This window comes from Erysipelothrix sp. strain 2 (EsS2-7-Brazil), assembly GCF_016617655.1.
In the GTDB taxonomy this organism is placed as follows: domain Bacteria; phylum Bacillota_I; class Bacilli_A; order Erysipelotrichales; family Erysipelotrichaceae; genus Erysipelothrix; species Erysipelothrix piscisicarius.
Genome location: NZ_SCFT01000003.1, coordinates 62,935 through 89,084, shown reverse-complemented (window position 1 = coordinate 89,084; position 26,150 = coordinate 62,935). Strand labels below are relative to the sequence as shown.

The window sequence follows — 26,150 nt, the reverse complement described above, 5'->3', positions numbered from 1 at the left end:
TAAAATGGCGCTTGTTGCAGGACTCGAACCTGCGACCCACTGGTTAACAGCCAGTTGCTCTACCGACTGAGCTAAACAAGCATCGCGTAAGTGCTCATAAAATATACCATACCCATCTCGACTTAGCAACCTTTTTTCGTGAAAATAATTGATTATTTTCGCTTTTTAAGAAGGTGTGATTTAGGGTCTTCATTTAGATGTCGTCGCATCTTGAAATTCATTTAAATTAAGGAGATAACAAAGGATCTTCCGTGCCCATACAAATACCTTTGGACAAAGAAAAACCTCATCTTAACGATGAGGTTTGTTATTTACACTATGGTGACCCGTACGGGATTCGAACCCGTGAATGCATGCGTGAAAGGCATGTGAGTTAACCGTTTCTCCAACGGGCCATATAAATGGCGCTTGTTGCAGGACTCGAACCTGCGACCCACTGGTTAACAGCCAGTTGCTCTACCGACTGAGCTAAACAAGCATCGCCAAGTGCTTATAAAATATACCATACTAATATTGCCTTGACAAGCATATTTTAAAAATAGTTTAAGTTTTTTCAATAAATTCAACATGCGTTGGTTTTGGAATCAATATTTGTGACGGTTGACGTCGGGGAAGACAGAAAACCGCAACAAATAAAAGACTCGTTTGCACCGCAAATAAGGGAATATCGAAGATCCCATACATGATGGTCGCGACCAACACCCCTAAAGCTAAGGGGTAGTCTAAGTAATACGCATTTAAGTATATATCACGTAATTTTTCAATTAAAAATGCGACAAGAATCATCGTCCCACAAATTCCAAAACTTAAGAAACTTTCAATAAAAATATTATGTGCATCAATATTATCGAAAAGCAATGCATAGGTAAACATACCCTTACCAAACCACGGTTCTTTCAAAATTTGATGAATTGCTTTATCCCAAATCTCAAGGCGAATGCCGCTGTGCTCAGCAATTTGCATAAATCGTGGAAACAAATCAGGTCTCGATAGAATAAATAAGGTTAAGAGCGCACCTAAAAGAATCATCACCTTAAATTGCGTCCATTTTTTTTGAACCAAAATTACAGTAAGAAGGCCAAACATTAACGCTACGATAATTGATCGTGTACCTGTCAAAAACATTGCATAGAGGTTAATGATAAAAGCTCCTGCATAGAAGGCACCCAATCGGTAGTTTTTAAATGTTATTTGAAATTGAAGTTGATTAAAACAAACCAACAGAACAATTAAAAGGATAAACGCATACAAGTTGGGGTTATCAAATGTAGAGTACGCTCTAAAGTATCCATCCCCATAAAATGGAAGATGCCCCATCTGTATTACACCATCAAACAATCCCATAAACGATTTATACCAGACCGGTCTCCAACGGATAAAGTTAAAGAAGAAGTTAAATAAGGAACACCAAACAATATAATATTGCATCTTCATGTATTCTTTAGGGCTCATTCTTCGATTTAAAACAAATGCATAGGCTACTAAGACGATCAAATATAACGTCCCCATAACCCCTTGCATATTCTTGTTCAACAGCGCCACACCCAAGAGATAGGCCCATAGAACCCAAAACAAACTCCATTTAAATCCTTTATAACGAATCCATTCGTACAATACAAAAATTCCTGCCACAATGACCGCTGGATATAGCAAATAATCTGGTAAGAATAACACCATAATCATCAAAAAAATCACGTTTTCTGATAGCAGTGTTCTTACTTTTGTACTGAAGTCTTTTATTATTTTCATCATATATATTTTACCACATTAAAAAGTGACGACTATTACAATAGTGTCACTTTAATCTAAGAAGCCATCCAATAAAGCGAAATCACTATAATTTACTCTTCTTTTTTCTCTTCTTTCGACGGTTCTCCGTTTTCATTTGATTGTTTTTCTTTTGCTTCAGCTTGTTCTGTTTTTAAACGTTCGACAAGTTCTGAATCTTTCGACTCAGAAACAAGCTGAATTTGCTTATCTTCCATATTTCCGTTTTTTACTAATTGGTAATAAATAAAATCACCACGATTATCCTCAGTAACATCGGTAAAGTTGAAAAGATTAATTTCTAAATCATATTGTTTTTTCGAGCCCACTGTTGTGAAGTACTCGGTCACCGGTAAAATTTCAACCACGTGATCATATGCTGATTCAATTAAAGCAGATGCATCTTCTTTCGAAGTATCGGGCTTCATTTTGAGCTGAATACGAAGCGTAGCTGTCTTTAACGAGACGCTCACAGACTCAAACTCCGAACGCTCCTTCAAAGCCGCCTCGACCTTTTTTTGAAGGTCTGACGAGATTTCAGGATCATGATCATTCGCGAATCGTTGTCCGGTTAATGGTTTTCCAGATTCGATTGAAGCCTTAACGATTGTAAAGCCCAACCAAAGAGATGGAATTAGGATTAAAACAAGACAGATAATGATTGCATAATAAGACCAGTCATGTTTTTTTGTTTGTTTTTGTTTTTTAACTTGAACTTCTTTATTTTGCTTTGGATCCATTTTTTTTGTCATTGCGATCCTCCTTATGCATTTAAATATTATATTATTTTCTATTTATTATCAAGCACACGTACAACCAGTTCATTGGTTACACGAGGATTTGCTTGCCCTTTTGATACCTTCATTACTTGACCAACGACAAACTTAATGGACTTATCAAGACCATTTTTATAATCTTCAATAACTTGTGGACTTTGAGTCAACACGTCTTCAATCCACGCTGTAATTGTTGATTCGTCGCTGATTTGAACCATACCCGATTCTTTAATTACTGCTTTCGGAGATTTTCCTTCAACAAATTTCGCAAACACTTGTTTTGCTTGTTTTGAATTGATAGAACCGGATTGAATTGCTTCGATAAAATCAACAAAGTGATCAACATTGAGCCATGCGTCAAAGCTGCGGTCACCTTTTTGATCCAGTACCGCTAATACATCTTGTGTTAACCAATTCACCAGTAATTTATAAGCATCTGTTTTTTGAGCTAATACATCAAAGTAAGCGGATAATTCCGGGTTTTTAACCAAGACACTCGCATCATATAAACTTAAACCCATTTGGTCTTGATATCGTTGAATGCGAGCCATAGGTAATTCAACCAAAGTTTGGTTAAGGATATCTTGACCAATTCGTACAGGTACAATATTCGGTTCAACAAAATAACGGTAGTCTACAGCCGTCTCTTTAGTACGCATTGCGACTGTTTCTTGTGATTTTTCATCAAAACGACGTGTTTCAGTGATTACGTGTTGACCTGAATCTAAAATTTCTGCCTGACGCACACTTTCAAACTCAATGGCTTTTTGAACGTTGTTGGTTGAATTCAAGTTTTTAATTTCTACTTTTGTTCCAAAGGCTTCTTGCCCTTCAGGTCTTAATGAAATGTTGACATCGCAACGTAAAGACCCTTCATCCATGCGACCATCAGAAATGCCTAAATATACAACCAATAATCGCAATGCGTCCACATAGGCCGCTGCTTCTTCACCAGTTCTAAAATCTGCTTCCGTAACAATTTCAAGTAAAGGTGTTCCCGCACGATTAAAATCGATTAACGTTTTATCCCCTTCATGAAACTGTTTAGCCGTATCTTCTTCCATATGAATACGGTTAATTCGTACATGCTTTACGGTTTCACCTACAAGCACATCAAAATGACCATGTTGACCTAATGGAAAGAATTGTTGCGTAATTTGATATCCTTTTGGTAAATCCGAGTAAAAGTAATTTTTACGATCAAAGCGAACGAGATCATCAATCTCACAATTGAGCGCTTTACATAAACGAACACCATAGTTCACCGCTTGTTTATTAAGCTGAGGTAAGGTTCCAGGGTAACTTAAATCAATTTCATTGATTGCGGTATTCGGTTTTTGTCCGTACCCAAGGGGCGCTCCTGAAAACATCTTTGTACGTGTTTTTAGTTCACAATGAATTTCAATTCCAATAACTGCTTCGTATCCCATTAAAATGCTCCCTTCCAGTTAATTAATGCCTCAAACGCTTGTCCATATGCAAACATTTTCGCTTCCGTAAAGGGTTGTGTCGAAATATTGATTCCAACAGGAAGTCCATCCACAAGATCAAGTGGTAACGTCATACTTGGGTAACCACTAAAGTTATTAATGACCATATGGTTTTCCCCAATCAGATAAGCATCGGATAATTCATCCATAGGTTGATTCTCAACCGTTGGAGCAACCGTTCCTGAAGCTAATGTGACCATAATATCAACATCTTCGAAACAAGATGCATAAGCATCGACTAATAAACGACGAACTTTCTTCGCTTGGTCAAACACTTCTTTTTGATTTGCATCATCTAATGCGAAGGCACCAAAGATAAAGCGACGTTTAATAAGTGAGCTAAATCCATTTGTACGCGTATTCTTCATAATCTCTTCAAGTGAATCACCCTCTTGCGATAACCCAAAACGCACACCATCGAGATTCGCATGATTTGCTACAGCTTCTGAATTTGAAATTACACTGTAAACTGGAAGCATTGTACGCATTAATGTTTTATCGATTGTTTTTTCAACCAAAACTGCGCCTTGTGATACAAGTGCTTCCTTAAAACGACCAAATGATGCTTTAACAGCTTCATTTTCGATTGCATCTTCAACTGTTTTAAAAATACCAATGCGTTTTCCGTTTAAATCCATATCAAGAAGTTGTGAATACGGTTCAACCGGCTCCATGGAACTGGTCATATCACGATCATCACGTCCAGCAAGCACTTCGAGAAGGCGTGCTGCATCCGCTACATTTTGGGTGAAATAACCCACGTGATCAAGGGAAGACGCATAAGGAATCACACCATAGCGAGAAATTCGGCCATATGTTGGCTTTACCCCTACAGCGCCACAATATGCAGCAGGTTTACGAACACTATCGCCAGTATCGCTTCCTAATGCAGCGCGAACAGCTTTCGCACCTACAAGCGCCGCAGAACCACCTGAAGACCCGCCTGATATTCGTGAAGTGTCGTATGGATTGAATACGGGTCCTGTAATGGCAGAAAGATTTGTACCACCCATCCCCAACTCATCCATCGATGTCTTCGCCACAATAACAGCACCTTCATCTAAGAGGCGATCTACAACATGTGCGTTGTAAATCGATTGATGGTTTGAAAGCAACTTACAACTAGCAGTTGTAAGCGTTCCTTCCATATTAATATTATCTTTTAAAGCAAGATCCCATCCAGATATCAAACCAGCTTTAGCTTCATTTGGATCTACAAAACTGACAATCGCGTTAAGACGCTCATTTTCTTTTTTTAAATTGCCGATTATTTCATCGATTGATTTACTCATTTGTTAACCACCTTTACAATTTCAAAGTAATCCCCCTCAACCCGCGGTGCATTTTCAAATGCAAGGGATTGATCAATAACATGATTGGGTTCATCCTCACGAAGCCAGGTCGTTTCCATTTCAAAAGGATAAGACATCACTTCGACACCTTCAGTATCGATTGCCTGAATTTTATCAATATAACGTTCAAATACATGAGCATTTGCTTCAACCATCTCAAGTTCTTCATCGGTTAGACGAAACATCAAGTCGGAAGCAAATTTTTCAATAAGCTCTTTATCTAACTTTTTCATAAATCCTCCTAAGTTACTGTAATAATAATGGGTTTGTTATTCCCAGGTTCTTTACGAACAATCATTCGTGTATTTTGATAGACTTTGATATTTACGGTTATGGGCGCTTGAATGTCTGAAAATGCGCTGACCCGCTCGGACACATATTGCGCAAGTCCATAAATCTCAAGATAAGTCTTTGCACCTGTTGTTAAGTCAATATCAAGTTGTTGAACTTTTTTATCAACCACAAACATCTTACCGGTTACACCAATACTTTCGTCATTCATAAAGTCAACAACTTCACGTTTAAATACGGAGAAATCAGCAGAGGTTTCTGGATATTCTTCAGATGCTTCTGACGTCCCAAGGAGCGTCCATTTTTCATTGGTTTGTTCAAATTGACCACCACGCGATTCAAAATATCCCTCGCCAATGACACGTCCAGGTAAATATTTCCCTGGCAATGAGTCTGTATCACTTTCTTGTGCGTAAAGCACAAGGTAAATGGGTACATCACTCATCCCTTCAATCGTACGTAAATAGGAGATGAGTCGATTTCCAATCGAAGTTCTTGCAATTTCATAAAGCGTTTCATCCGATAAGCGAACAGGGAGTCCCGTCCCCGCCTCGGTTTGTACACGTTTCATGACGAGTGCAATCCCCACACCATCAATTTTATTGATATCATTACCTGAATGGAAATTTACCTCTACGACATCACGTACAAATGTGGGTGTTTGAATTTTACGTCCTTTTTCCACAAACTCCGTTCCATCTACCGGATTTAAACCATACGGATAATTCTTCGATTCATGACGGAGCAGTTGATCATAATGGTCATCGTTAATAATTGACCCTTCTGAAATATTGAAGTTGGCAGGATTAAAATGATCTTTTGACTTATCTTGAAGTCGCCGTCCAATTTCAATCATGTCCACTTCTCTAAAGTTTGTGCCATAATTTTGTCGCAAAGGCGACGTTTTAAACGGTGTGAGGATTGAATATTCTCCTTTACCACCTTGAATAACCGAAATATTTTCTTTATCTGTTTCCGGCTTGGTCTCTTGGCGTGCACATCCTGATATCAATAAGAGTCCCACCAGACTAACAATCATTATTTTTTTCATTTTCATGAGTTCACCTCATTCAAGAATTCTTCTTCTGTCCATGTTTTAACGCCCAATGATTGAGCTTTCGTCAGTTTTGATCCAGCACTTTCACCATATACAACAACATCCGTCTTACTGCTTACACTGCCTGATACACTACCACCAAACGATTCAATGATTTTCTTTGCATCGGTTCGCCCCATGGTTTGCAATGTTCCAGTAAGAACAAACTTCTTGCCTTCAAATTTATTTGAAGTTACTACATGATTGTAATTCCCATTGACGCCACGTTCAAGTAAATCTTCAATTAATTCTCGATTATGATCAATTTCAAAGAATGAAACAACAGACTGAGCAATTACGCCACCAATCTCATCAATTTCAATGAGTTCATCATACGTTGCGTTCATCAGTGAAGCAATGTTTTTGTAGTGAGCGGCGAGAACATTGGATGTTTTCGCACCAACATGTCGAATACCAAGTCCAAAGATTAACTTCTCTACCGAATTGTTTTTACTGTTTTCAATTGCCTCAAATAATTTTTCTGTGCTTTTAGGTCCCAGCTTCTCAAGTTTCTCAAGAACATCTTTATGTTCATGTAAGGTATAGATATCAGTGATCGTTTTAAGCAAGTTCGCATCATGCAATTGATAGACACGACGCTCCCCTAAGGTATCGATGTTCATAGCATCTCTTGACGCAAAATGAACGAGTGCCTCAGATATTTTCGCAGAACAATCAACATTCACACAATAATGATCTGCTTCTCCTTCAAATCGAACTAAATGCCCCATACATACAGGACATACTTCAGGAAACTGATAAGGCTGAATTACATCCGTTCGATGCGTTACATCAACTGAAACAATTTCCGGAATGATCTCACCCGCTTTACGAACAACAACCTCATCACCAACACGAATGTCTTTGTTCATAATGTAATCCTCATTATGAAGGGTTGCGTAACTTACAAGCGATCCTGAAATCTGAACCGGAGTGAGTTTCGCATTGGGCGTAATTTTCCCTGTACGCCCCACTGTCACAAAGATATCTTCAACACGACTTTTCACTTCTTCTGCCTTAAATTTGTAAGCAATCGCCCACCTTGGCGTTTTAACGGTAAATCCAAGTTCTTCCTGCATCGCAAAGTCATTTACCTTAATTACGACACCATCAATATCATAAGGCAAGGATGCACGCATTTGTTCGATGTCTTCAATGCGTTCCCAAACGGAATCCATGGTATGGCATAAGCGGATTTCCGGATTTACTTTAAATCCAATTTGTTTTAAATACGTAAGCGAATCAAATTGACTTGTAATCCCTAATTCTTTTGCATTGACCAAAGTATACCAAAAACCATCAAGACCTCGGTTCGCCACAACTTTCGAGTCTAATTGACGAATTGTCCCTGCCGCTGCATTTCGACAATTCGCAAAAACCACCTCATTGTTTTCTTTTCGCGATTCATTAACCCGGGTAAACGATTTAACGGGCATAAACACCTCACCACGAACGGTAACATCTTCATCAACATTAAGCTTAAGTGGTATGGAATCAATCACACGAATGTTTTGTGTCACATCTTCTCCGACGGTTCCATCGCCCCGCGTCACAGCTTGTGTAAACATTCCATCTTCATAATCAACGGACATCGCAAGTCCATCGATTTTTAATTCCACAACATATGAGACAGTCGGAAATTGAGTACGCAAACGCTCATCAAAAGCTTCTAAATCAGCACGCGAAAACGCATTCCCCAATGAAAACATCGGAAATCGATGCGTTACTTTTGAGAAACGATCCGAAACCGCACCCCCAACTTTTTGGGTCGGTGAATTAACATCAAAAAACTCAGGATGTTGTGCTTCCAACTCGTTTAATTCAAGTAACAGTTGGTCATACTCGACATCTGAAATGGTTGGTTGATCCAAAACATGATACTCGTAATTATACTGATGGAGTTGTTTTCGTAACGCTAAAATCCGTTCTTTAATCATGACATATCTCCCTTCAATCGAATGCCTGTATATTTTCTTGAAATCACTTTCGTACCATGTGGGAAGTTAAAGGCGATTTTAATCGTATCATCCTCAACACGAATTACGATGCCTTCGCCAAAGTCATCATGAACAACCTGGTCTCCACTTTTAAATTTGATTTTTTTCTTTAACTTCGTAAGACCCGCTGCTTTTTCAAACGAACTGATTGTATCTTGAACTTCACTACGTGTTATGGTTGGCGTCGTTTCCAATCCTGAAGGTTTTTCATCTAAGTGCATTTCTTTAATAAATCGAGAAGCTCGCGCGTACCCGCCCGCAACAAAGTTGTATCCAATATTATTTGAAAGGAACAGCCGTTCTTTCGCACGTGTAATTGCAACATACATTAATCGGCGTTCTTCTTGGATTCCTCCAGAACCTTCTTGAATGCTGTTTTTATTTGGGAAAATATTATCCGCGAGCCCCATAATAAAGACGTTCTCAAACTCCAGTCCCTTGGCTGCATGAACGGTCATGAGACGGACATACTCGCCCTCCACCACTTCGCTTTTATCACCATAGAGACTCACCATCTGAATGTATTCTTCTAAACTCGGATTTTCATAATTTTCTTGGAACGTTAGTGCATCCCCAATTAATTCTTTGAGGCTTTCAACGCGCTCCAGTTCTTGAATTTTTTCGAAATGTTCACGAAGTCCACTTCGTTTTAATACATATTGCATAATCGTTTCAATTGATGCCTCTTGGGCCATTTCGCGAAAATCTTCAATCATCATGACATAGTTTCGTATCTTGGGCGTTGCTTGCTGATGATGAACATCATAGAGCATGCTCTCATACATCGTCATACCACGTTCTCTTGCCTGAAACATAATGGTATCCAACGTTTTTTCACCAATACCACGACGAGGCATTGCGATACTTCTTCGCAAGGCCAAATCATCACCATGTGTAATCATCCGTAAATAACTCATCATGTCTTTAATTTCAGCTTGGTCGTAGAATCGTAAACCACCATAAATAACATAAGGGATTCGACGCGCCATCAAGACTTTCTCAAGTGCACGCGATAAGTAATTCGAACGATACAAAACAGCCATATCTAAGTAAGAATGCCCTTCATCGTGTAGCTCCAACATCCGATTCGCAACCCAAAACGCTTCGGCATCACCGTCATCCAATGTTGCATACTGTACCGGAAATTCACTTTCTTTATTTGCATAAAGTGCTTTATCAGGACGATCTTTATTATTTTTTATTAATGTATTTGCGCTATCGAGAATGTGTTGCGTCGAGCGATAGTTTTGATTTAGGGTAATCGTTTCTGAATCGGGATATTTCTTATTAAAATCGATAATAAAATCAACATTGGCTCCACGCCAGGTATAGATTGTTTGATCAGGATCTCCAACCACATAAAGTTGGTTCTCATCACCAACAAGTGCATCCACAATTCCATACTGAACATGATCCACATCTTGAAACTCATCAACTAAAACCACATCAAAGCGACGACGCCATTTATCACGAACTTCAAGATTCTCTTTAAACAAACGATTCACTTCTAAAAGTAGGTCATCAAAGTCTAAAGCAAAAAGTTCATGCAAACGATTCACATAAAAACGATATAAATTCACTTTTTTCTGTTCGTGATAATTCGATCCCGCCATACGTTCCGCTTGCGCAACATCAACGCCTGCAAATTTATTATTTGAAATATAGGTCAATGCCTCTCGGAACGAAATATCTTTACGATCATAGTCAAATTGTTTATATGCTTCGCGCATCACTGCTTGTTGATCTGAAGTGTCCAAGATTGTAAAATTGCGAACTAAATTTAACGCTTCATACTCTTCACGAATAATACGCACACATAATGAGTGAATGGTTGATGTATGAACACGAATTGCTTCGGGCAACATCGCTTCCATACGCTCTTTCATTTCATTCGCCGCTTTATTCGTAAATGTAATTGCACAGATTTTAGATGGATAATATCCAAGATCTGCGATGAGATGCACGATGCGGGTTGTAAGAACTCGAGTCTTACCACTTCCAGCTCCCGCTATAACACGCACATGTTTTGCTTTTGTTAATACTGCTTCTTTTTGTTCTTTATTTAATCCTTGAATATAATCCATTTTATCACCGCTAACATTATAGCATATTCACTCGTTTGACTGAGTGACATTTACTAAGTAAATGTTTGCGCTCAAACACCTTTCTAACCTATAATATGAAGGAATATATTTAGAAACTGAGGTAAACGTATGAGAGTCCCTACTGAATGGACAGATTTTGAAGTCCTCGACGCAGGAAATGGATTAAAAACAGAACGCTATCATGATATTATTGTGCGACGTCCTGATCCTGTTGCGACTTGGAAACCCACAACCCCGGGCATGCCGATTGATGCTTTTTTTAAGGAGGGATGGCATTTTAATCGAACCCTTCCCGAAAGTTGGATTATCAAATATAAAGATTTAAACTTTAAAGTTCGCCCAACATCTTTTAAACATACCGGAATTTTCCCTGAACAAGCTGTTAACTGGGATTGGATGCGTTCTGTTATCCAATCCCACAATGAGCCAGTTCGCATTCTTAATTTATTTGGATATACCGGCGGTGCGACCATCGCTTGTGCCAAAGAAAATGTTGAAGAGGTTGTTCATATTGATGCACTTAAAGGAATGATTGCTTGGACACGGGAAAACATCGAACTGAATGATTTAAATGACAAAAAAATTCGAACAATCGTTGAAGATGCTATGAAATTTATTGAACGTGAAAAACGTCGCGGACGGACCTATCATGGTATCATCATGGATCCGCCAAGTTTTGGACGGGGGCCTAAAGGAGAGCGTTGGAAAATTGAAGATCAACTGCAACCGCTTCTTAACGCTTCTATGGAACTTTTAGATCCCAATGCACTTTTTGTCGTCTTAAATACTTATACGACAAATCTTACACCTAAAAAAGTTCGTCACGCGTTAAATGATGCGCTGCGCAATCAAAAACTTCCGATAAACACACACAGCGAAGCGATAGGACTACCTATCACATCCATGGATACAATGTTACCCTGTGGCGTCACAACAAGGTGGTGTTATGATGAAAATCTTTTATGAAGATAACCACGTTATTGTCGTGGAGAAAAAACCGAATCAACCCTCACAAGGTGATGAAAGTAATGACCTTGACCTCCTTACAGAAGTCAAAAACTATATTAAAGTGAAATATGATAAACCCGGAAATGTTTATGTGGGGCTTGTCCATCGCCTTGACCGCCCAGTTGGTGGCATCATGGTCTTCGCAAAAACATCAAAAGCAGCAGGACGACTCAGCGTTCAAGTTCGAACACGTACATTAGATAAAACGTATACCGCTATTTGTACAGGCTATGTTGAACCTACAACGTTCCGAGATACTCTAGTTAAAAATCGCAAGACAAACACTTCGTATGTGGTCGATAAAAACCATCCGGATGGCAAATATGCGGAGCTTCATGTCATCGAAGCCTACTATCACCCAACCGAAAATCTGTCAACAGTTAAGATTAAGCTCGTTACAGGAAGATCTCACCAAATCCGTGTGCAATTTGCGTCACGTTCGCATGCATTGTGGGGCGATGCACGTTACAATAAACAGGCAAAACCAGGGCAACAAATTGCGTTATGGGCGACCGAACTCAGTTTTGATCATCCCATAACAAAAGAGCGTATGACCTTTACAAGTCACACGCCCTCAGAATTCCCATTTAATCTCTAGAAACCATTGCCATAATTTCGTCACGACGTAATTCGCAATCATCATGAGCCATCTTAAACAGGGCTTCAAACTGTTCTTCAGTTCCCTTAAAGCGACCGACCCCAACTTCTTGAGTTGGATAAATGTAGGTTGCTTTTTTCTCGTCCACAAGTTTGTTTATCAACGCACGTTCTTCATAATAAACATCACGACGACTTTCAAAATCATGCACAAGTTTCGGATACTTACGGTATACACTTCGTAAAAGCATCTTCTGTGCAAACCCTTGATCTTTACGAACGTAATCTGCCGACTTTGTGGTCACAACAATATGACGTGTACAGCCTTCATCAATACTTTTTTGAACTGGAATCATCGTAGTAATCCCACCATCCATATATTTACGACCGTTAATCCATACCGCACGCCCTGCCACCGGCAGAGTACATGCAGCTTTAATAAATAGAGGTTCTTTCGCCAATTGTTCTTTATCAATCCAAATCGTTTTTTCACCTGCAATATCATAAACTCCGATATCAATATTTCCCGGGATTTTATTGATTTCAGCAATTGGATAATCCAAATCTTGAGTCACTGTATTGTAAAGGAAATCATAACCTACAATTGTTTTTTCCGCCAAAACCGGACGAATTCCTACATTGCGTTTATCAGCCGCAACATCAATCGCTGCTTTCTCCAAGGTATCTGCTTTACCTAAAGCAAACATACCACCATACAACGCTCCCGATGAAATCCCAACGATATAATCAAATTCTATTTTTTCTTGTAATAACCAATGTAATACGCCTGCCGTGTAGGCTCCACGCATTCCACCGCCTTCTAAAACTAAACCAATTTTTTCCATTTTAACCTCACATTAAGCCGCTAAAAATACGGGCGATTGATCGAAAGAGTCTTACGGGATATGGAACTGAAAGACAGTCCTCTAACGTAATCTCAATCGCATTCTCTGTAATCGTATGCATTACATCATCATAACAATCACCAACGATGTTGTTATTGATGAAGAGAATACTGCACTCAAAGTGCAAATAATAACTTCTAAAATCCATGTTTGTCGTTCCTACAAGCGCGATTTGATCATCTGCTACAAATGTTTTTGAATGCACAAACCCTGGTTCGTATTCGTAAATACGCACACCACTTTCAATCAAGATTTGATAATTGGATTTCGTCACATGATTTACAATTTTCTTATCTGGAATATGGGGAACAATGATTCGGACATCCACGCCACTGCGTGCAGCCAGCTCTAAAGCCTGAATAACTTCATGTCCCACAATTAAGTATGGAGTTTGGATATAGATGTAATCACGCGCGTTGTTAATCATGGATAAATGAGCATCCAATCCCAAATCATAATTATCAGTAGGTGCATCCGCAAAAGGCATAACATATCCTTGTGCATTTTCTAAATCACCAAAGTCATATTTATAATCATTCGGATTTTCAATCTCTCCCGTATAATAACGGAAAAACTGTAGAAACATCAAGGTAAGTGAATGCACTGCATCCCCTTCGATCATGACTGCAGTATCTTTCCAATGACCAAATTTACTTCCGATATTAATATATTCATCCGCAAGATTGATTCCACCAATAAACCCAACACGACCGTCCACAACACAAATTTTGCGGTGATCACGATTGTTCATTTGGATTGCTAAACGCGCTACTAATGGATTAAATTCCACGCAAACAATTCCTGCCTCTTCACATTGCTTCTTTAAATCACGAAAGAGTGCACAACCCCAGTCATCATACATCAACCGAACATCCACACCCTCTTCAACTTTTTTTCGAAGAATAACAAGCAATTCTTGCCACATTAAACCTTCTTTAATGATAAAGTATTCTAAAAAAACAAACTTCTCTGCCTTGCGAATTTCTTCTTTCATATGCAAGAATTTTTCTTCACCACTTGCAAGATATGTTGCTTCTGTATTTTTATAAATTGGATAATGAGAACTTGCCATTAAATACTTCACAAGACGCGCCCAACGCGGGGTTGCCTCAATTGATTCTTCCAAAATACCAAATGACTCATCCTGTAAAAAAGCGTCTTTAGAGTAGGTATCACTAATTCGTTCACGCAACTTTTTCGGAACCTTTTTCCCTCCAAAAATAAGATAACACACAGCACCAATCGGAGGAATTACAAGAATAATAATGGTCCACGCCAAACGATAATAGGGATCGTCATTACGGTTTGTAATGTAGATAATTAGAAGGACTGATAAAAACACAAAAAAAGCGTGCATAAACGCGTAATTAAGCGATAAATTCCAAATTAATGCAACCACAATCGCAAACTCCGCAATCACAATAAGTCCAACCATAAAAATCTTATTCGTTAATAAACGTAGTAATGTTTTCATAAGTCCTCTTTCTATATGTAAATTATACTTTAAACTAAATTCAATAATCAAGTTTCTACTTGATTAAGCCTAATGCAAAAGTTATGATATTAAGGATAGAGAGGTTGATAATCATGACAATCAAACCAAATGACAATAAAGAACTTGAAGTAATTGTCGATGGCAAACGTTACCAACGTTTACCTTTAAAAACAAAATTAATCATGCGAGATGATAATTTAATTGAAGTTATCAAAGAATTTGCGGATGCTTCATTACACGATGGAGATATTTTATTTGTTACTGAGAAAATCGTAGCAATCACGCAGGGACGTGCATATCCAATTAAAGATGTGAAGCCACGTAAACTCGCATTCACATTATCAAAATACGTAACGAAAACCCCTCATGGAATTGGCTTAGGAATGCCTGAAACCATGGAAATGGCGCTTCGTGAATGTGGAACACCACGCATTATCCTCGCAGCAGGTGTTGCTGCAGTTACGAAACCATTTGGACGCAAAGGTGATTTCTACCGTGTAGCAGGTTCAAAGGCACGTGCGATCGATGGACCAACTTCCCATACAATTCCACCTTATAACGAATATGTGGTACTGGGACCCGAACGTCCAAACGAAGTTGCAAAAGCAATTAAAGCTGCATTTGATAAGGATATTGAAGTCATCGTAACTGATATTAATGATTTAGGTGGAAATATACTTGGATCAAGTTCTTCCTCAATTGATAATCAATTAATGGTTAAAATATTAAAGGATAACCCCCTTGGTCAAAAAGCACAATCAACACCATTAGGAATTATCCGTAAAATTTAAAGTTTAATCGTATATATTTCTTTAGACGTTTCACCAAGTTTAAACAAATCATGATCAGCCATAATATCAATGGTTGAGTGATAGTTGCCACCTAACTTGAGAATCGTCTTTTTTGATGCAATATTATCAGGATTACAAGTAATAATTAATTCTGGTAAGCCTGCTTTTACCGATTTCACAATTTCAAAAAGCGCAACACACGCATGATAAGCAAAATTGTGCCCTCGATAAGGTGGATAGATAATATAACCAATATTTCCATAATACCAAAGATCTCGCCCGTGCTCATTACGATACTCGCACCGTCCAACATAACGATCAATTTCACCTACATAAATATCAAATAAAAGTGTTTCAACACCGTTATCATCAAATTCATCTGAAATATCGATCAATTTTAGTTCCATTATGATTCACCTCGAATTAAAAATCTTTTTTATAGAATTTATAGCCTAGATAACCAATTGCGCTCATTGCAACAAGATTAATTAAAATTACAATGACAACACTACTTATGTAATACTTGGAAATTCCAATTAGAAGTCGATAGAATAGTAATATTGCTATCGAATAGAAGCCAAACACCATTTTTTTATCACGAGCAGTGAATAGACGATAGAGAATGATTAAGACTACAGTATAAACGATAAAATCACCATAAATTGAAACAATTAGATCGAGATAATTCATTGGTTTCATAGCAATAATCGAATCGATTGTATTTTGCACAGCTTCCGCATTTACATTCTCTCCGATAAATTTTGCGGTATCACCTTTATTTATCGCAACCGACATAACCGCAAAATTCGCTAAGCTCATGGCCGTTTGAAAAAAATGCATAAGCATAAATCCAAGAGCCATTATAATTGGTGTTCGATCGCTATGACTTTTTTTAACAAAAAAATGCATAACAATCGCAGAAATAAGTGTGTAACCAATAACTAAATCTAATGAATAAATCAACATTTGTATTAAGGGGTGTAACGCCATGAACCATCCTGATTTATTTAGAATTAATCCAAAACCCGTTACAAACACATTGGTACCCATAAAGATTACAAGTCCCCAGATTAGAGTACGACTTAAATCCTTATCACGACGATAACGTCCTAGTAATACAACCATCATTGCGATAATAAACACAAAACTCACAATCATCATTGCGATTTGCAAACCACTTACATGTATTGCTCCGTCCATAAAAACTACCTCCACGTTTACTTTTACCTTTATTCATTATATTATAAACAAAGGAGGAATACCATATGAATCATCGTAATGAAAATGCCAGTTTTATGGATATTAACGTCAATATTATCGCAATAATTTTATGGGCTTTTAGCTTTGCTGCCGCAATCGGCAATCGTGATTTAAGCGTTTTTCCATTAATCTTTGCGTTTCTCGTCCTGTTTCTAGAAAAGCATAGCAATTATCTTCGTAATCACGCAAGCCAGATTGTTATTCTAAACATCGCAATCTTTATGATCAATTTAATTATCGGGCTGATTCAGACCATCTTCTTATCCGTATTTGGTTGGATTATCTTAGTCGGCCCCACTGCAGTCTTAGTTTTCACCATTATTAATATTGCATTAGGACTGATCTATAGCTTATATCATATATTCGGCATCGCCAAAGCGGGTAAGTATCAATATTGCAAATTGCCGTTGATAGGATTTTTAGGCGATAAGATCGAACAAAGTGTTTATAATAAATCGTAAAAGAGCACGCTGAATCATACATTTTGAATAATGTGATTAACGTGCTCTTGATTGAAACAAAGAAAAAACAGTGGATAAATCCACTGTTTTATTTTAGCTCACTAATTAGATAGCTCTAACGTTTGCTGCTTGTTCGCCGCGTGGACCTTCAACAACTTCGAAGCTAACTTCTTGTCCTTCTTCTAAAGTTTTGTATCCATCAGCAACGATTGCTGAGTAATGAACAAAGATATCTTGCCCACCCTCGATAGTAATGAATCCGTAACCCTTTTCAGCGTTAAAGAATTTCACTTTACCTGTACTCATGCTAGTACCTCCTATCAGAATAAGATGTACTCAAGCGTAATTCGCAAACTAATATACCAGTTCTTCAAAACACATTGAGTTTATTACGATTTAATATACAATACTAATCATAAACATTCTTATTACAACTTGATATTATCACTTCTAAAACACCTTGTCAATGAATTATCGTACCACAAACCCATAAATATTAAGCGTTTACATTTTGACCTAAAAACTCAACAAATAACGCTTTAAGATTGATGATATCAATTCAATGATTACTATTGATTTATTCTATCGAAAATGATCATGTTCAAAATATGTGTCCATCATGATAAAACGAACACATGGCGATTCATAATCTCTATTATGCATTCCTGAGAATTAAACAGTTTAGACTTCTACGGCATCAATTCCATAGTAATTATTAAACCTTCATAATATGCACTCTTGATTGGATTTTTGTTCGTTTTCACAATCGTGTATGTTTGCGATTCATTTGCGTACAGGACAAATTGGATTTGCATCACGTTTTTAAAGGTTTTTGTAATAGTTTTTAATGTTTAATGTTATTCATCGGGTCTTTAATGTTAAGAATATCCTCATAAATGATAAAAAATGAAAACTATTATTCCCGAACCCAAAGGTTTATTAATGCAAAACCTTTGAGTAATTCAGTTATAACCCCCTTGTTTTTAGATCGCCTCTCACAAAAGTTTCATTTTAAAATTCACACTAAGAGGGTGTGCACAGCTGCTTGCTTTGATCTTTCACTTCGAGAGCCAACTTATCGAAACGTATCCTGCATTCCCAAAATCACGCACGTTTTACTTCATATCATCATGTTATGAAAGAGTACGTGTATCTTTCATTAAGATTTTCTGTCATAATAGAGTACGAAATGAGGAATATATATGAAACATATTTTAAAAGTAAAACATAATGATGAACTTTTGAATTATCTTTTGAGCCAAGACTTACCGTATAGCCGCTCAAAGATTAAGTCACTCTTAAAACACGAGTGTATTTCAATTGATAATGAAGTTACAACACAATTTGATGATGCCATCACAGCAGGTCAAACAATCACAATCGTGAGTCATAACCAGCAACGTGATACACCTTTACAAATCCTTTATGAGGATAAGGATATATTAGTGGTTGATAAACCTTATAAACTCTTAACTGTTTCGACGCGTAAAGAAGAAGAATTAACTGCATACCGTCTCGCAAGTGACTACGTCAAAAAACAAGATTCAAAAAATCGTATTTTTGTTGTTCACCGTCTGGATCAAGATACATCCGGTGTTCTAATGTTTGCGAAGAGCGAATACGTTAAACGTCTATACCAAGATAAGTGGTCTGAACTGGTTAAAGAACGTTTGTATGTCGCAATCGTTGAGGGGGTCGTTCCGAAAGATAATGATGTCATCCGCTCCTTTTTAAGACAAAATAAGACAACACACATGTACTCCACAACATCCGGTCAAGAAGCAATCACAAATTATGCAGTGATTAAACGCACTGAAAACAATACTATTTTAAAGATTCAAATTGATACTGGACGTAAAAACCAAATTCGTGTTCATATGAATGATATTGGCCACCCCATTATTGGTGATAAAAAATATGATGCGAAAACGAATCCCTTAAAACGTCTTGGATTGCATGCTTATCGTTTGCAAGTTATGAATCCTAAAACAAAGAAATTGATGACTTTTGTATCACCATTACCACCAAAATTTAAAAAATTATCCAAAATCACACCTACACAAGAATCATCAATCTAAAAGAAAGAGCCCCACTTATTAAGCGTGGGGCTTTTTTATTTTTTTATACGGATCGACCCTTTCAAGATCACAGTGTAACTCAGTGACGCAAGCATTAGAATTAACAAATGTTTGATTGAAAAAGTGCTAGTAAATACCATCACAATAATGCGCATTATACTAAGTTGAAGGACACTGATAATAATTAAATGCTCAAAGGAATGTTTCACTTCATTTGAGGTAAAACCCAGCGATTTTAGTTGTACGAGGTGGTTTTCATCCTTAAATGTCTTAGTTGCACTATTTATCGACACCCCTATCATCACACAACTTCCAACTATCCAGATACTGCTAAGCATATCGAATGAATTGGGAGCCATTTCATTTCGAATCGATACAAATATGAGTAAGTCACAGATAAGTATGGCGATGCCTACTAAAAGACGTTCTCTAAAAAAAGAATCTTTAAGATATGTTTTCATGTTGATCGACCAACGCTTTTAATATTGGAACAAGTGCCAAACGTTGCATCCTTTCATCGTAATAAAGTTTGCTATCAATTATTCGCAAGCCTGAATTTGAGATACCAATCACTGCATCATCTCTTTGTATTTTATTCCATGCCTCTTGAGTCATTCCCTGATAGCGATCTTTCAGATTTTCGATGGTTTCCGCAGCGATGCATCGCCCATTAGACATTAAAACGATTTCATCTGCAATCGCTTCAAAATGCTCAGGGGCATTTGTTGCGAGGATTACAGTGTGATCTTCGTTGAGCAGTTTTGTTTGGATATCATCTCGTAGTATTTGTAGATGGCGTGCATCAAGTCCGAGGGTTGGTTCATCCAAAAGATGGAGATTGCTCTGCTTCTGCATCATGAAATGATACAGAATTTGTTGTTGCTGTCCTTGAGATATTTCATCAACACGATCTAAATTTGTAAATCCCATCGCTTTAACTTGATTCATAAATAACCTAATATCCCAGTTAGGAATGAGTGCTTCTCCAAACCCTCCTAGATCAGATAATCGAATAGAGGTTTTAAATGGAAATTGAGAAGGGATATAACAAACCCCTTCAGTTAACGCATAATCTTGAGCCGTTTTGTTATCAATCTTTACCGTTCCTAAATCAGATTGCAGTCCTCCGCTAAGAAGTTTCAGTAATGTTGATTTACCATTGCCATTTGCTCCAACGACCAAAATTAACTTTCCAGAATCTAAGTCCAGTTTTGGAATATCGAGTGTAAAAGCATTTCGTTTAATTTTTAAGTTGTTTATATGAATCATGCGCTGCATCCCTGCATCATTTGAATAAATTGCGTTAAACTCGGATTTTTATCAAATAAACGTGTATCAAGTTGACGTTCTAATAAACATTTTCGTGCTTCCTCAGGAAACTGTTCAATGTCGGTGAAAAGAACACTGTTTCCTTTTTCCATATACAAGATATAGTCCAGTAGGTTTTCGACTCCTTTCACATTATGCGTTGATATCAATGCGATTGCTTCGTGCTTGTAGATGTTTCCATGCAATAACCTGATGAATTCATCACGTTCAAAAGGATCGATGCCTTCAGTTGGTTCATCCAGAATATAGAGGTTCGCCTCACTGGCAAGGGCAATCGCAAACATCAGTCGTTGTTTCTCACCCAGACTTAATTTATTTAAAGGCATCATTAATTTTAAATTAAATTGAATGCGATATTTATCAAATACCGTCTGATTCCATGTTGGTATTAATAAGGATTCTAAAGTGACAATTTCTTGAAGTGTCATATGTAATGGATAGGGAATGACATCGGGTATATAGGCCGTTAATGCATTTATATTTAAATTTGAACCTAGTTTTATGGATCCTGATGTATGCTGATACAGTTGCATCATCATTTTCATGAGAGTTGTTTTCCCTGCCCCATTTTCTCCAATCACACCACAGATGGTTCCAGGCATCATTTCAAAAGAAATGGGTTCAATTTCAAACGACCCTTCAATTTTACGCCCAAAATGGTCGGCGGTTAAGTAGTCTGACATAGTTCCTCCTCTAGATTAAGTCTAAATGACTAACTGAATATTTATAGTTTTGGTAGATGAGCACAAGAAACGCAAGACTGCCGATAATTATTTTATAAAATAAAGTGATTGGCAGACTTACAATGCCGCCAACCAACACAATGGCAATGATAGTTTTCACGGCAACTGTCCCTATTTCTTTAGGACGATCAATATGAATTTTATAGATTCGCGTTAGACTAAATACCTGTAAGGTTCCTACAATCAACAAAACGGTCATATTCATATTTATTTCATTCCAAAAAACATCTTTTGAAATCTGAACTCTATTGAGCCCTTCTTGTTGGAAATAAATCATATTTTTTCCTGATATTAAGATTTCCGTTCCAAAGATACTACGAAGTCCAAAATAGAAAATCCCGACAATGACTGCATTAAATATTAATGTAATCAAACTAACACCGAGCATATCGACAAAGAAAGTTTTCTTAGAGTGATATCGCAGCGATACGTAACTTTTCCAGTTTGGTTGAGTAAATAAGATAATAGTCCAGATACCTGGGTTGATGCGATATTCTTGAAATACAAGTGCATAGACACACATACAAAGCATTAATACTAAAAATGTTTTGTATGTGTAAAATGATTTAAATAGAGCGTACTGTCGTTTGATTGCGTTTATCATAATTTTTCTCTCCCATTTCTATTGTTTTTCGTATGCTTCCTCTAAAATGTTAATTAAATCCTGCTTGGAAATATCAGCATTTTTCGCAATGTTTAAGATTGAATCGAAATGTGTCTGAATCGAATTTACCGAGTCCTTATAAAGTTTATCTTTTCCCAATTCAGATACATACGATCCCTTGCTTGGTATGGTATAAAGATATCCTGCTTTCTCAAGTTCTTCATAAGCTCTTTTAGTCGTTATAACACTCACCTGAAGCTCTTTTGCTAGAAATCGGATCGAGGGCATAGCTTCATGGGCCTTAAGCGTGCCGTTTCCAATTTCTTGTTTAATCTGAACAACAATCTGTTCATAGATCGGTAAATCATATTCTGTTTTGATATAGATGTTCATAGGAATCCTTTCTGTATATATACACTATATACAGTCCTTGATTTTTTGTCAATCTGAAAAAATAAAAACAGCCGCTTAGCTGTTTTCGTATATTTCAATCCATGCTTCTGGTGTTATCTTGGATGCGAGATTTTGAATGAGTTGGATTGGAATTTCTGTTGTCTTTGTGAATCGAATGCATGACTTACCCATGTTTAGTTTAGTTGAGACCGTTTGTTCATAGGAAGTTTCAAACCACTTTAAGATTTCTGGTTGTGCATAGATACCCATATGATAAAGACCAATATGATGTTTTTGATATCCCAAACTGATAAAGGGTAATGGGACATTAGGATCGCCACGATATCCTTTTGGATATAACGATAACGGAACAACAAATGATGGCATATTGTATTGCATAACCAGTTCAAATCCTTTAGGGATGGAGGATTTGATGGCATCAAACAATAAAATGTATTGCTTTTTAAAGGCACCTTCCCCTTGATTGATATACGCTTGAATGTCCATTAAAACATTCTCCTTTTAACGTCCCACTCTTCGCGTAGCATACCATATTTCAATGCATCATAATACTTACCTTGGTAATAGCGAACGCTTCGAATTCTACCTTCCAAAGTCATTCCAATATTTTCACCAACTCCCATCATGGCTTTATTACCAGACCATGTTGAAAATCCAAGACGTTGTATATCTGGAAAGGCTGTAAACAGCTGGTCCATCCAAAACATGGCACACGAGCTACCAAGACCGTGACCCCACTCATTCTCGTCATAGATAACAATTCCAAATTCAAGCCATCGTGTCTTATAAGACTCCCAATAATATGACACAAGTCCAATTAATCGACCATCCTTGAATATACCTTGTCGGAAATCCACATCCAAGTATAATTCAAGTCGTGATGCTTCAAAATCTTCATAAGACAACGGAAGATGTTCATCAAGAAACGGAGCATCAAAGGACATCCATGGTCTTTCTTTTTGAAAGGCATATTCCCATAACATTGTCATATCTTCTTTTTTTAATTTACGTATCTCTATCATATGTCACACTCCTTAAACCTATTATACCTTAAAAATCATTGAAGTTTTGTCTTTGGTCGTTTTGAGGTATAATATGCGAAAAAGGAGGGGCGAATATGGCTGATTTTACTGTCGTGAAAATCCTAACCTTAATGTGCCTTGGCTTTGCATCGATTCTCTTTGTATCCTTTAAACAAAATCGTGGGCGCATCTTAAATGGTTTTTTATTTAATGCTTTACTTTTCCTTGTGGCTCTTGATATCATTGCGCTTTCGTTCTCTTATGAAAATCCCTTTCTTCGTGGGTTTGCCCTGTTATTAATCATAATTGGAATTTTATTTTTCCTCTTCGGTTATTATGTACTCATCATCGGACTTTTTAAGAATGCGAAGCAGTTAATTCAAAAGGAAGGAATTCGTTTTTCGAATTTATTAACGCTTTTCGCTGCTATTGGTTTGATTCTGTTTGTCTTTATCATTCCCTTGCTATCGAAATCAATTCCACAAGAGTTACGATGGGTGCAGGCTCTTTTAGCTTGTATTACATTTTCATGTTTTTATTTTATCTTTGTCTTTATTAATTTTTTGTCCTCTTCTTATCTTTATCAACGGTTTAAACCGCATAAAGATCGAGATTTTATCATTGTTTTGGGAAGTGGGTTGCGAAATGGGTGTGAGGTACCTCCTCTTTTAGCCGCACGGATTGATGTCGCACTTACCTATTATCACCGTCAAGAAGTACCACCGCATCTTATTTTTAGTGGGGGACAAGGTGTGGACGAATTGATTCCTGAGGGTCAAGCAATGCGGGATTATGCACTCGCGCAAGGAATCCCTAAGTCCCATGCACTTATGGAAATCAAATCCACAACAACGTATGAGAATATGCTTTTTTCAAAACAGATTATGGATGCCATGAAACCCCATCAGCCTTATACATGTCTTTTTAGTTCCAATACATTTCACATTTTTAGAGCCAGTCAATATGCGCGTCAAGTGGGTTTAAATGCACAAGGCATTGGCGCAAAGACTGCCGGTTACTTTGTACCTAATGCAATGATTCGTGAATTTATAGCCTTAATGGTGATGCATCGACGCTTTCATGGATTCATTAATGGTGTCGCATATTGCCTTATCTTTGGAGCTACGCTGGTCTAATCGAATCTTAAAGAGTCTTAAACGGCTCTTTTTTTTTGTGATTATTATTGACAATATTTGTTCATTAAAGTTTAATTAAAAAATAAAATTAAAAATTAAGGGGTATTCATATGAATAAATTATCAAAATCACAATTACTGTCTGTTAGTTTAATGTTGTTTTCCATGTTCTTCGGTGCTGGAAATCTTATTTTCCCAACAATGATTGGTTACCTTGCGGGTTCACACAAATGGATTGGAATCTTTGCATTTAGTATTACAGCGGTACTCTTACCAATCCTTGCCCTTGTTGCCGTTTCCAAACAAGATGGTTTTTTAAATCTCGCAGACAAAGTACATCCGTGCTTTGCACTAATTTTCCCAACCATTTTATATCTTTTAAGTGGTCCACTCTTATCGGTGCCACGAGCAGGGATTATGCCATTCGAAACGTCACTTCGCCTCCTCTTTAAGGACCCAAGTCATATTCAAATTGGATTATTGATTTATTCATTCCTATTTTTTCTTCTATGCTTTGGTTTTTGTATAAAACCACAAGCACTCAGCGATCGTGTTGGAAAAATCTTAACACCGTTGCTTTTGTTATTTATATTAATATTGTTTGGTGCGGCTTTCGTCACCACTTTATCCAGTAACACTCTATCGCATGAGCCCTACCTCACATCAGGGTCTGCATTCGCGAGTGGTTTTGTGGATGGCTACTTAACACTCGATGGATTAGGTGCTTTAAATCTTGGTATTTTGGTTACAATGTCAATCAAAAGTTACGGTTTGAAAGATGAACAACAAGTTCGAAAATCAACCATTCAATCGGGTGTGATTGCAGGTATTCTCTTATTTATTGTTTATTGCATGCTTGGTTTTTTGGGTAATTTAATGTCGAGTGAATTACTTCATGCGCAAAATGGTGCGGAAGTTATTGCCCGTCTTGGAACACGTTTATTTGGAAACTACGGTCCATTCGTATTGGGGATGCTCTTCTTTCTTGCATGCCTTACAACATGCGTTGGGCTCATCAGCTGTTCTTCTGAATTTTTCGCAGAACGTTATCCACGCTTAAGCTATCGCCGTAGTGTATCAATCCTTTGCTTCCTAAGTTTCGCAATTTCAAATATCGGATTAACAACAATCCTTAAAATCAGTGGGCCCATCCTCGCATGTGTCTATCCTGCGGCCATCGTTTTAATTCTCTTAGGTTTGTCTTCAAAACCTTCTGCTCTTACATACCGTATTGCAATCATCTCAAGTACGATTTTTAGTATTATTACGGTGCTTGATCACATTAAAATTTCAATTCCCGTAATTACACAATGCTGTCGAGCACTGCCCTTCTATTCACTCAACTTGGGATGGGTCGTTCCCACTTTCATCCTTGCCTTCTGCAGTTTGCAACTTCAATCCATCCAAAAGAAAGAGGAACTGATATAAGTTCCT

Annotated in this window: 26 protein-coding genes and 3 tRNA genes; 7 read left to right on the top strand and 22 right to left on the bottom strand. The window is 37.5% G+C overall.

Features of this window, described 5'->3' with window-relative positions; genetic code table 11:
• Positions 1 to 5: 5 nt before the first annotated feature.
• The 11 genes from EPJ90_RS02300 to EPJ90_RS02250 form a co-directional block, all read right to left on the bottom strand.
• Positions 6 to 81: transfer RNA gene (locus EPJ90_RS02300), tRNA-Asn, on the bottom strand.
• Positions 82 to 319: 238 nt separating this feature from the next.
• Positions 320 to 395: transfer RNA gene (locus EPJ90_RS02295), tRNA-Glu, on the bottom strand.
• Positions 396 to 402: 7 nt separating this feature from the next.
• Positions 403 to 478, bottom strand: a tRNA-Asn gene (locus tag EPJ90_RS02290).
• A 65-nt stretch (positions 479 to 543) separates the two neighbouring features.
• Positions 544 to 1,752, bottom strand: a complete 1,209-nt coding sequence (locus EPJ90_RS02285; RefSeq protein ID WP_161637021.1) for an O-antigen ligase family protein — start codon at positions 1,750 to 1,752, stop codon at positions 544 to 546.
• An 89-nt stretch (positions 1,753 to 1,841) separates the two neighbouring features.
• Entirely contained in the window at positions 1,842 to 2,519 is a 678-nt protein-coding gene (locus tag EPJ90_RS02280; RefSeq protein ID WP_161637020.1) for a hypothetical protein, read from the bottom strand.
• A 38-nt stretch (positions 2,520 to 2,557) separates the two neighbouring features.
• Positions 2,558 to 3,973, bottom strand: a complete 1,416-nt coding sequence (gatB, locus tag EPJ90_RS02275; RefSeq protein WP_200542528.1) for an Asp-tRNA(Asn)/Glu-tRNA(Gln) amidotransferase subunit GatB — start codon at positions 3,971 to 3,973, stop codon at positions 2,558 to 2,560.
• Positions 3,973 to 5,325, bottom strand: a complete 1,353-nt coding sequence (locus tag EPJ90_RS02270; protein ID WP_161637018.1) for an amidase family protein — start codon at positions 5,323 to 5,325, stop codon at positions 3,973 to 3,975. Before EPJ90_RS02270 ends, gatB begins: the two co-directional genes overlap by 1 nt.
• Complete coding sequence (gatC, locus tag EPJ90_RS02265) at positions 5,322 to 5,618, bottom strand: Asp-tRNA(Asn)/Glu-tRNA(Gln) amidotransferase subunit GatC (RefSeq protein ID WP_125164176.1); 297 nt, start codon at positions 5,616 to 5,618, stop codon at positions 5,322 to 5,324. The genes EPJ90_RS02270 and gatC overlap by 4 nt, the downstream gene beginning before the upstream one ends.
• An 8-nt stretch (positions 5,619 to 5,626) precedes the next feature.
• Complete coding sequence (locus tag EPJ90_RS02260) at positions 5,627 to 6,733, bottom strand: CamS family sex pheromone protein (RefSeq protein WP_161637017.1); 1,107 nt, start codon at positions 6,731 to 6,733, stop codon at positions 5,627 to 5,629.
• Positions 6,730 to 8,709, bottom strand: coding sequence for an NAD-dependent DNA ligase LigA (gene ligA / locus EPJ90_RS02255; protein WP_200542527.1), 1,980 nt, complete (start codon positions 8,707 to 8,709; stop codon positions 6,730 to 6,732). Before ligA ends, EPJ90_RS02260 begins: the two co-directional genes overlap by 4 nt.
• Positions 8,706 to 10,853, bottom strand: a complete 2,148-nt coding sequence (locus EPJ90_RS02250) for an ATP-dependent helicase (RefSeq protein WP_200542526.1) — start codon at positions 10,851 to 10,853, stop codon at positions 8,706 to 8,708. Before EPJ90_RS02250 ends, ligA begins: the two co-directional genes overlap by 4 nt.
• Before the next feature lie 129 nt (positions 10,854 to 10,982).
• Here EPJ90_RS02250 and EPJ90_RS02245 point away from each other — a divergent pair, with 129 nt between their 5' ends.
• Together EPJ90_RS02245 and EPJ90_RS02240 are read left to right on the top strand one after the other, a co-directional pair.
• Positions 10,983 to 11,840, top strand: a complete 858-nt coding sequence (locus EPJ90_RS02245; RefSeq protein ID WP_161637014.1) for a class I SAM-dependent methyltransferase — start codon at positions 10,983 to 10,985, stop codon at positions 11,838 to 11,840.
• Entirely contained in the window at positions 11,821 to 12,480 is a 660-nt protein-coding gene (locus EPJ90_RS02240; RefSeq protein ID WP_244660366.1) for an RluA family pseudouridine synthase, read from the top strand. The genes EPJ90_RS02245 and EPJ90_RS02240 overlap by 20 nt, the downstream gene beginning before the upstream one ends.
• Here the strand turns inward: EPJ90_RS02240 and EPJ90_RS02235 are convergent.
• Together EPJ90_RS02235 and cls are read right to left on the bottom strand one after the other, a co-directional pair.
• On the bottom strand, positions 12,470 to 13,324 hold the full coding sequence (locus EPJ90_RS02235; RefSeq protein WP_125164171.1) for a patatin-like phospholipase family protein: 855 nt from the start codon (positions 13,322 to 13,324) through the stop codon (positions 12,470 to 12,472). The genes EPJ90_RS02240 and EPJ90_RS02235 overlap by 11 nt on opposite strands.
• 7 nt (positions 13,325 to 13,331) lie before the next feature.
• Positions 13,332 to 14,858 carry a cardiolipin synthase gene (cls, locus tag EPJ90_RS02230; protein WP_123171829.1) on the bottom strand — a complete coding sequence of 509 codons (1,527 nt, stop codon included), beginning with the start codon at positions 14,856 to 14,858 and terminating at the stop codon, positions 13,332 to 13,334.
• Between the two features lie 113 nt (positions 14,859 to 14,971).
• Between cls and EPJ90_RS02225 the strand changes: the two genes are divergently transcribed.
• Positions 14,972 to 15,670 carry a coenzyme F420-0:L-glutamate ligase gene (locus EPJ90_RS02225; RefSeq protein WP_161637012.1) on the top strand — a complete coding sequence of 233 codons (699 nt, stop codon included), beginning with the start codon at positions 14,972 to 14,974 and terminating at the stop codon, positions 15,668 to 15,670.
• On the opposite strand, the gene EPJ90_RS02220 is transcribed toward EPJ90_RS02225, so the two are convergent.
• Positions 15,667 to 16,077: a GNAT family N-acetyltransferase gene (locus tag EPJ90_RS02220; protein WP_125164168.1), complete on the bottom strand. Its 411-nt coding sequence runs from the start codon at positions 16,075 to 16,077 to the stop codon at positions 15,667 to 15,669. The genes EPJ90_RS02225 and EPJ90_RS02220 overlap by 4 nt on opposite strands.
• A 16-nt stretch (positions 16,078 to 16,093) precedes the next feature.
• The gene (locus tag EPJ90_RS02215; protein ID WP_161637011.1) at positions 16,094 to 16,870 is read right to left on the bottom strand and encodes a hypothetical protein; all 777 of its coding nucleotides are present in this window, start codon (positions 16,868 to 16,870) and stop codon (positions 16,094 to 16,096) included.
• A gap of 65 nt (positions 16,871 to 16,935) precedes the next feature.
• On the opposite strand from EPJ90_RS02215, the gene EPJ90_RS02210 reads away from it, so the two are divergent.
• Positions 16,936 to 17,391 carry a hypothetical protein gene (locus EPJ90_RS02210; RefSeq protein ID WP_161637010.1) on the top strand — a complete coding sequence of 152 codons (456 nt, stop codon included), beginning with the start codon at positions 16,936 to 16,938 and terminating at the stop codon, positions 17,389 to 17,391.
• 105 nt (positions 17,392 to 17,496) lie between these two features.
• On the opposite strand, the gene EPJ90_RS02205 is transcribed toward EPJ90_RS02210, so the two are convergent.
• Positions 17,497 to 17,697 (bottom strand): cold-shock protein, encoded by a 201-nt coding sequence (locus tag EPJ90_RS02205; protein ID WP_018580069.1) that lies wholly within the window; start codon positions 17,695 to 17,697, stop codon positions 17,497 to 17,499.
• Between the two features lie 896 nt (positions 17,698 to 18,593).
• Here EPJ90_RS02205 and EPJ90_RS02200 point away from each other — a divergent pair.
• Positions 18,594 to 19,469, top strand: coding sequence for an RluA family pseudouridine synthase (locus tag EPJ90_RS02200; RefSeq protein WP_161637009.1), 876 nt, complete (start codon positions 18,594 to 18,596; stop codon positions 19,467 to 19,469).
• A gap of 444 nt (positions 19,470 to 19,913) precedes the next feature.
• Here the strand turns inward: EPJ90_RS02200 and EPJ90_RS02195 are convergent, their stop codons facing one another.
• The 6 genes from EPJ90_RS02195 to EPJ90_RS02170 form a co-directional block, all read right to left on the bottom strand.
• Positions 19,914 to 20,738, bottom strand: coding sequence for an ABC transporter ATP-binding protein (locus tag EPJ90_RS02195; RefSeq protein WP_200542525.1), 825 nt, complete (start codon positions 20,736 to 20,738; stop codon positions 19,914 to 19,916).
• Positions 20,735 to 21,481: an ABC transporter ATP-binding protein gene (locus EPJ90_RS02190; RefSeq protein WP_200542524.1), complete on the bottom strand. Its 747-nt coding sequence runs from the start codon at positions 21,479 to 21,481 to the stop codon at positions 20,735 to 20,737. Before EPJ90_RS02190 ends, EPJ90_RS02195 begins: the two co-directional genes overlap by 4 nt.
• A 10-nt stretch (positions 21,482 to 21,491) precedes the next feature.
• Positions 21,492 to 22,145 carry a hypothetical protein gene (locus EPJ90_RS02185; RefSeq protein WP_161637006.1) on the bottom strand — a complete coding sequence of 218 codons (654 nt, stop codon included), beginning with the start codon at positions 22,143 to 22,145 and terminating at the stop codon, positions 21,492 to 21,494.
• Between the two features lie 18 nt (positions 22,146 to 22,163).
• Complete coding sequence (locus EPJ90_RS02180) at positions 22,164 to 22,538, bottom strand: GntR family transcriptional regulator (protein WP_161637005.1); 375 nt, start codon at positions 22,536 to 22,538, stop codon at positions 22,164 to 22,166.
• A gap of 75 nt (positions 22,539 to 22,613) precedes the next feature.
• Positions 22,614 to 23,045, bottom strand: coding sequence for a DUF1801 domain-containing protein (locus EPJ90_RS02175; RefSeq protein WP_200542523.1), 432 nt, complete (start codon positions 23,043 to 23,045; stop codon positions 22,614 to 22,616).
• Complete coding sequence (locus EPJ90_RS02170; protein WP_200542522.1) at positions 23,045 to 23,581, bottom strand: GNAT family N-acetyltransferase; 537 nt, start codon at positions 23,579 to 23,581, stop codon at positions 23,045 to 23,047. The genes EPJ90_RS02175 and EPJ90_RS02170 overlap by 1 nt, the downstream gene beginning before the upstream one ends.
• A gap of 95 nt (positions 23,582 to 23,676) precedes the next feature.
• On the opposite strand from EPJ90_RS02170, the gene EPJ90_RS02165 reads away from it, so the two are divergent.
• On the top strand, positions 23,677 to 24,717 hold the full coding sequence (locus EPJ90_RS02165) for a YdcF family protein (protein ID WP_161637002.1): 1,041 nt from the start codon (positions 23,677 to 23,679) through the stop codon (positions 24,715 to 24,717).
• A 110-nt stretch (positions 24,718 to 24,827) separates the two neighbouring features.
• Entirely contained in the window at positions 24,828 to 26,144 is a 1,317-nt protein-coding gene (gene brnQ / locus EPJ90_RS02160; RefSeq protein WP_161637001.1) for a branched-chain amino acid transport system II carrier protein, read from the top strand.
• The last annotated feature ends 6 nt before the right edge of the window (positions 26,145 to 26,150 follow it).

What these genes read in the sequence shown, in the direction of transcription:
- EPJ90_RS02285 (WP_161637021.1), bottom strand. Translation starts at nt 1,752, where the DNA reads ATGATGAAAATAATAAAAGACTTCAGTACAAAAGTAAGAACACTGCTA.
- EPJ90_RS02280 (WP_161637020.1), bottom strand. Translation starts at nt 2,519, where the DNA reads ATGACAAAAAAAATGGATCCAAAGCAAAATAAAGAAGTTCAAGTTAAA.
- gatB (WP_200542528.1), bottom strand. Translation starts at nt 3,973, where the DNA reads ATGGGATACGAAGCAGTTATTGGAATTGAAATTCATTGTGAACTAAAA.
- EPJ90_RS02270 (WP_161637018.1), bottom strand. Translation starts at nt 5,325, where the DNA reads ATGAGTAAATCAATCGATGAAATAATCGGCAATTTAAAAAAAGAAAAT.
- gatC (WP_125164176.1), bottom strand. Translation starts at nt 5,618, where the DNA reads ATGAAAAAGTTAGATAAAGAGCTTATTGAAAAATTTGCTTCCGACTTG.
- EPJ90_RS02260 (WP_161637017.1), bottom strand. Translation starts at nt 6,733, where the DNA reads ATGAAAATGAAAAAAATAATGATTGTTAGTCTGGTGGGACTCTTATTG.
- ligA (WP_200542527.1), bottom strand. Translation starts at nt 8,709, where the DNA reads ATGATTAAAGAACGGATTTTAGCGTTACGAAAACAACTCCATCAGTAT.
- EPJ90_RS02250 (WP_200542526.1), bottom strand. Translation starts at nt 10,853, where the DNA reads ATGGATTATATTCAAGGATTAAATAAAGAACAAAAAGAAGCAGTATTA.
- EPJ90_RS02245 (WP_161637014.1), top strand. Translation starts at nt 10,983, where the DNA reads ATGAGAGTCCCTACTGAATGGACAGATTTTGAAGTCCTCGACGCAGGA.
- EPJ90_RS02240 (WP_244660366.1), top strand. Translation starts at nt 11,821, where the DNA reads ATGATGAAAATCTTTTATGAAGATAACCACGTTATTGTCGTGGAGAAA.
- EPJ90_RS02235 (WP_125164171.1), bottom strand. Translation starts at nt 13,324, where the DNA reads ATGGAAAAAATTGGTTTAGTTTTAGAAGGCGGTGGAATGCGTGGAGCC.
- cls (WP_123171829.1), bottom strand. Translation starts at nt 14,858, where the DNA reads ATGAAAACATTACTACGTTTATTAACGAATAAGATTTTTATGGTTGGA.
- EPJ90_RS02225 (WP_161637012.1), top strand. Translation starts at nt 14,972, where the DNA reads ATGACAATCAAACCAAATGACAATAAAGAACTTGAAGTAATTGTCGAT.
- EPJ90_RS02220 (WP_125164168.1), bottom strand. Translation starts at nt 16,077, where the DNA reads ATGGAACTAAAATTGATCGATATTTCAGATGAATTTGATGATAACGGT.
- EPJ90_RS02215 (WP_161637011.1), bottom strand. Translation starts at nt 16,870, where the DNA reads ATGGACGGAGCAATACATGTAAGTGGTTTGCAAATCGCAATGATGATT.
- EPJ90_RS02210 (WP_161637010.1), top strand. Translation starts at nt 16,936, where the DNA reads ATGAATCATCGTAATGAAAATGCCAGTTTTATGGATATTAACGTCAAT.
- EPJ90_RS02205 (WP_018580069.1), bottom strand. Translation starts at nt 17,697, where the DNA reads ATGAGTACAGGTAAAGTGAAATTCTTTAACGCTGAAAAGGGTTACGGA.
- EPJ90_RS02200 (WP_161637009.1), top strand. Translation starts at nt 18,594, where the DNA reads ATGAAACATATTTTAAAAGTAAAACATAATGATGAACTTTTGAATTAT.
- EPJ90_RS02195 (WP_200542525.1), bottom strand. Translation starts at nt 20,738, where the DNA reads ATGATTCATATAAACAACTTAAAAATTAAACGAAATGCTTTTACACTC.
- EPJ90_RS02190 (WP_200542524.1), bottom strand. Translation starts at nt 21,481, where the DNA reads ATGTCAGACTACTTAACCGCCGACCATTTTGGGCGTAAAATTGAAGGG.
- EPJ90_RS02185 (WP_161637006.1), bottom strand. Translation starts at nt 22,145, where the DNA reads ATGATAAACGCAATCAAACGACAGTACGCTCTATTTAAATCATTTTAC.
- EPJ90_RS02180 (WP_161637005.1), bottom strand. Translation starts at nt 22,538, where the DNA reads ATGAACATCTATATCAAAACAGAATATGATTTACCGATCTATGAACAG.
- EPJ90_RS02175 (WP_200542523.1), bottom strand. Translation starts at nt 23,045, where the DNA reads ATGGACATTCAAGCGTATATCAATCAAGGGGAAGGTGCCTTTAAAAAG.
- EPJ90_RS02170 (WP_200542522.1), bottom strand. Translation starts at nt 23,581, where the DNA reads ATGATAGAGATACGTAAATTAAAAAAAGAAGATATGACAATGTTATGG.
- EPJ90_RS02165 (WP_161637002.1), top strand. Translation starts at nt 23,677, where the DNA reads ATGGCTGATTTTACTGTCGTGAAAATCCTAACCTTAATGTGCCTTGGC.
- brnQ (WP_161637001.1), top strand. Translation starts at nt 24,828, where the DNA reads ATGAATAAATTATCAAAATCACAATTACTGTCTGTTAGTTTAATGTTG.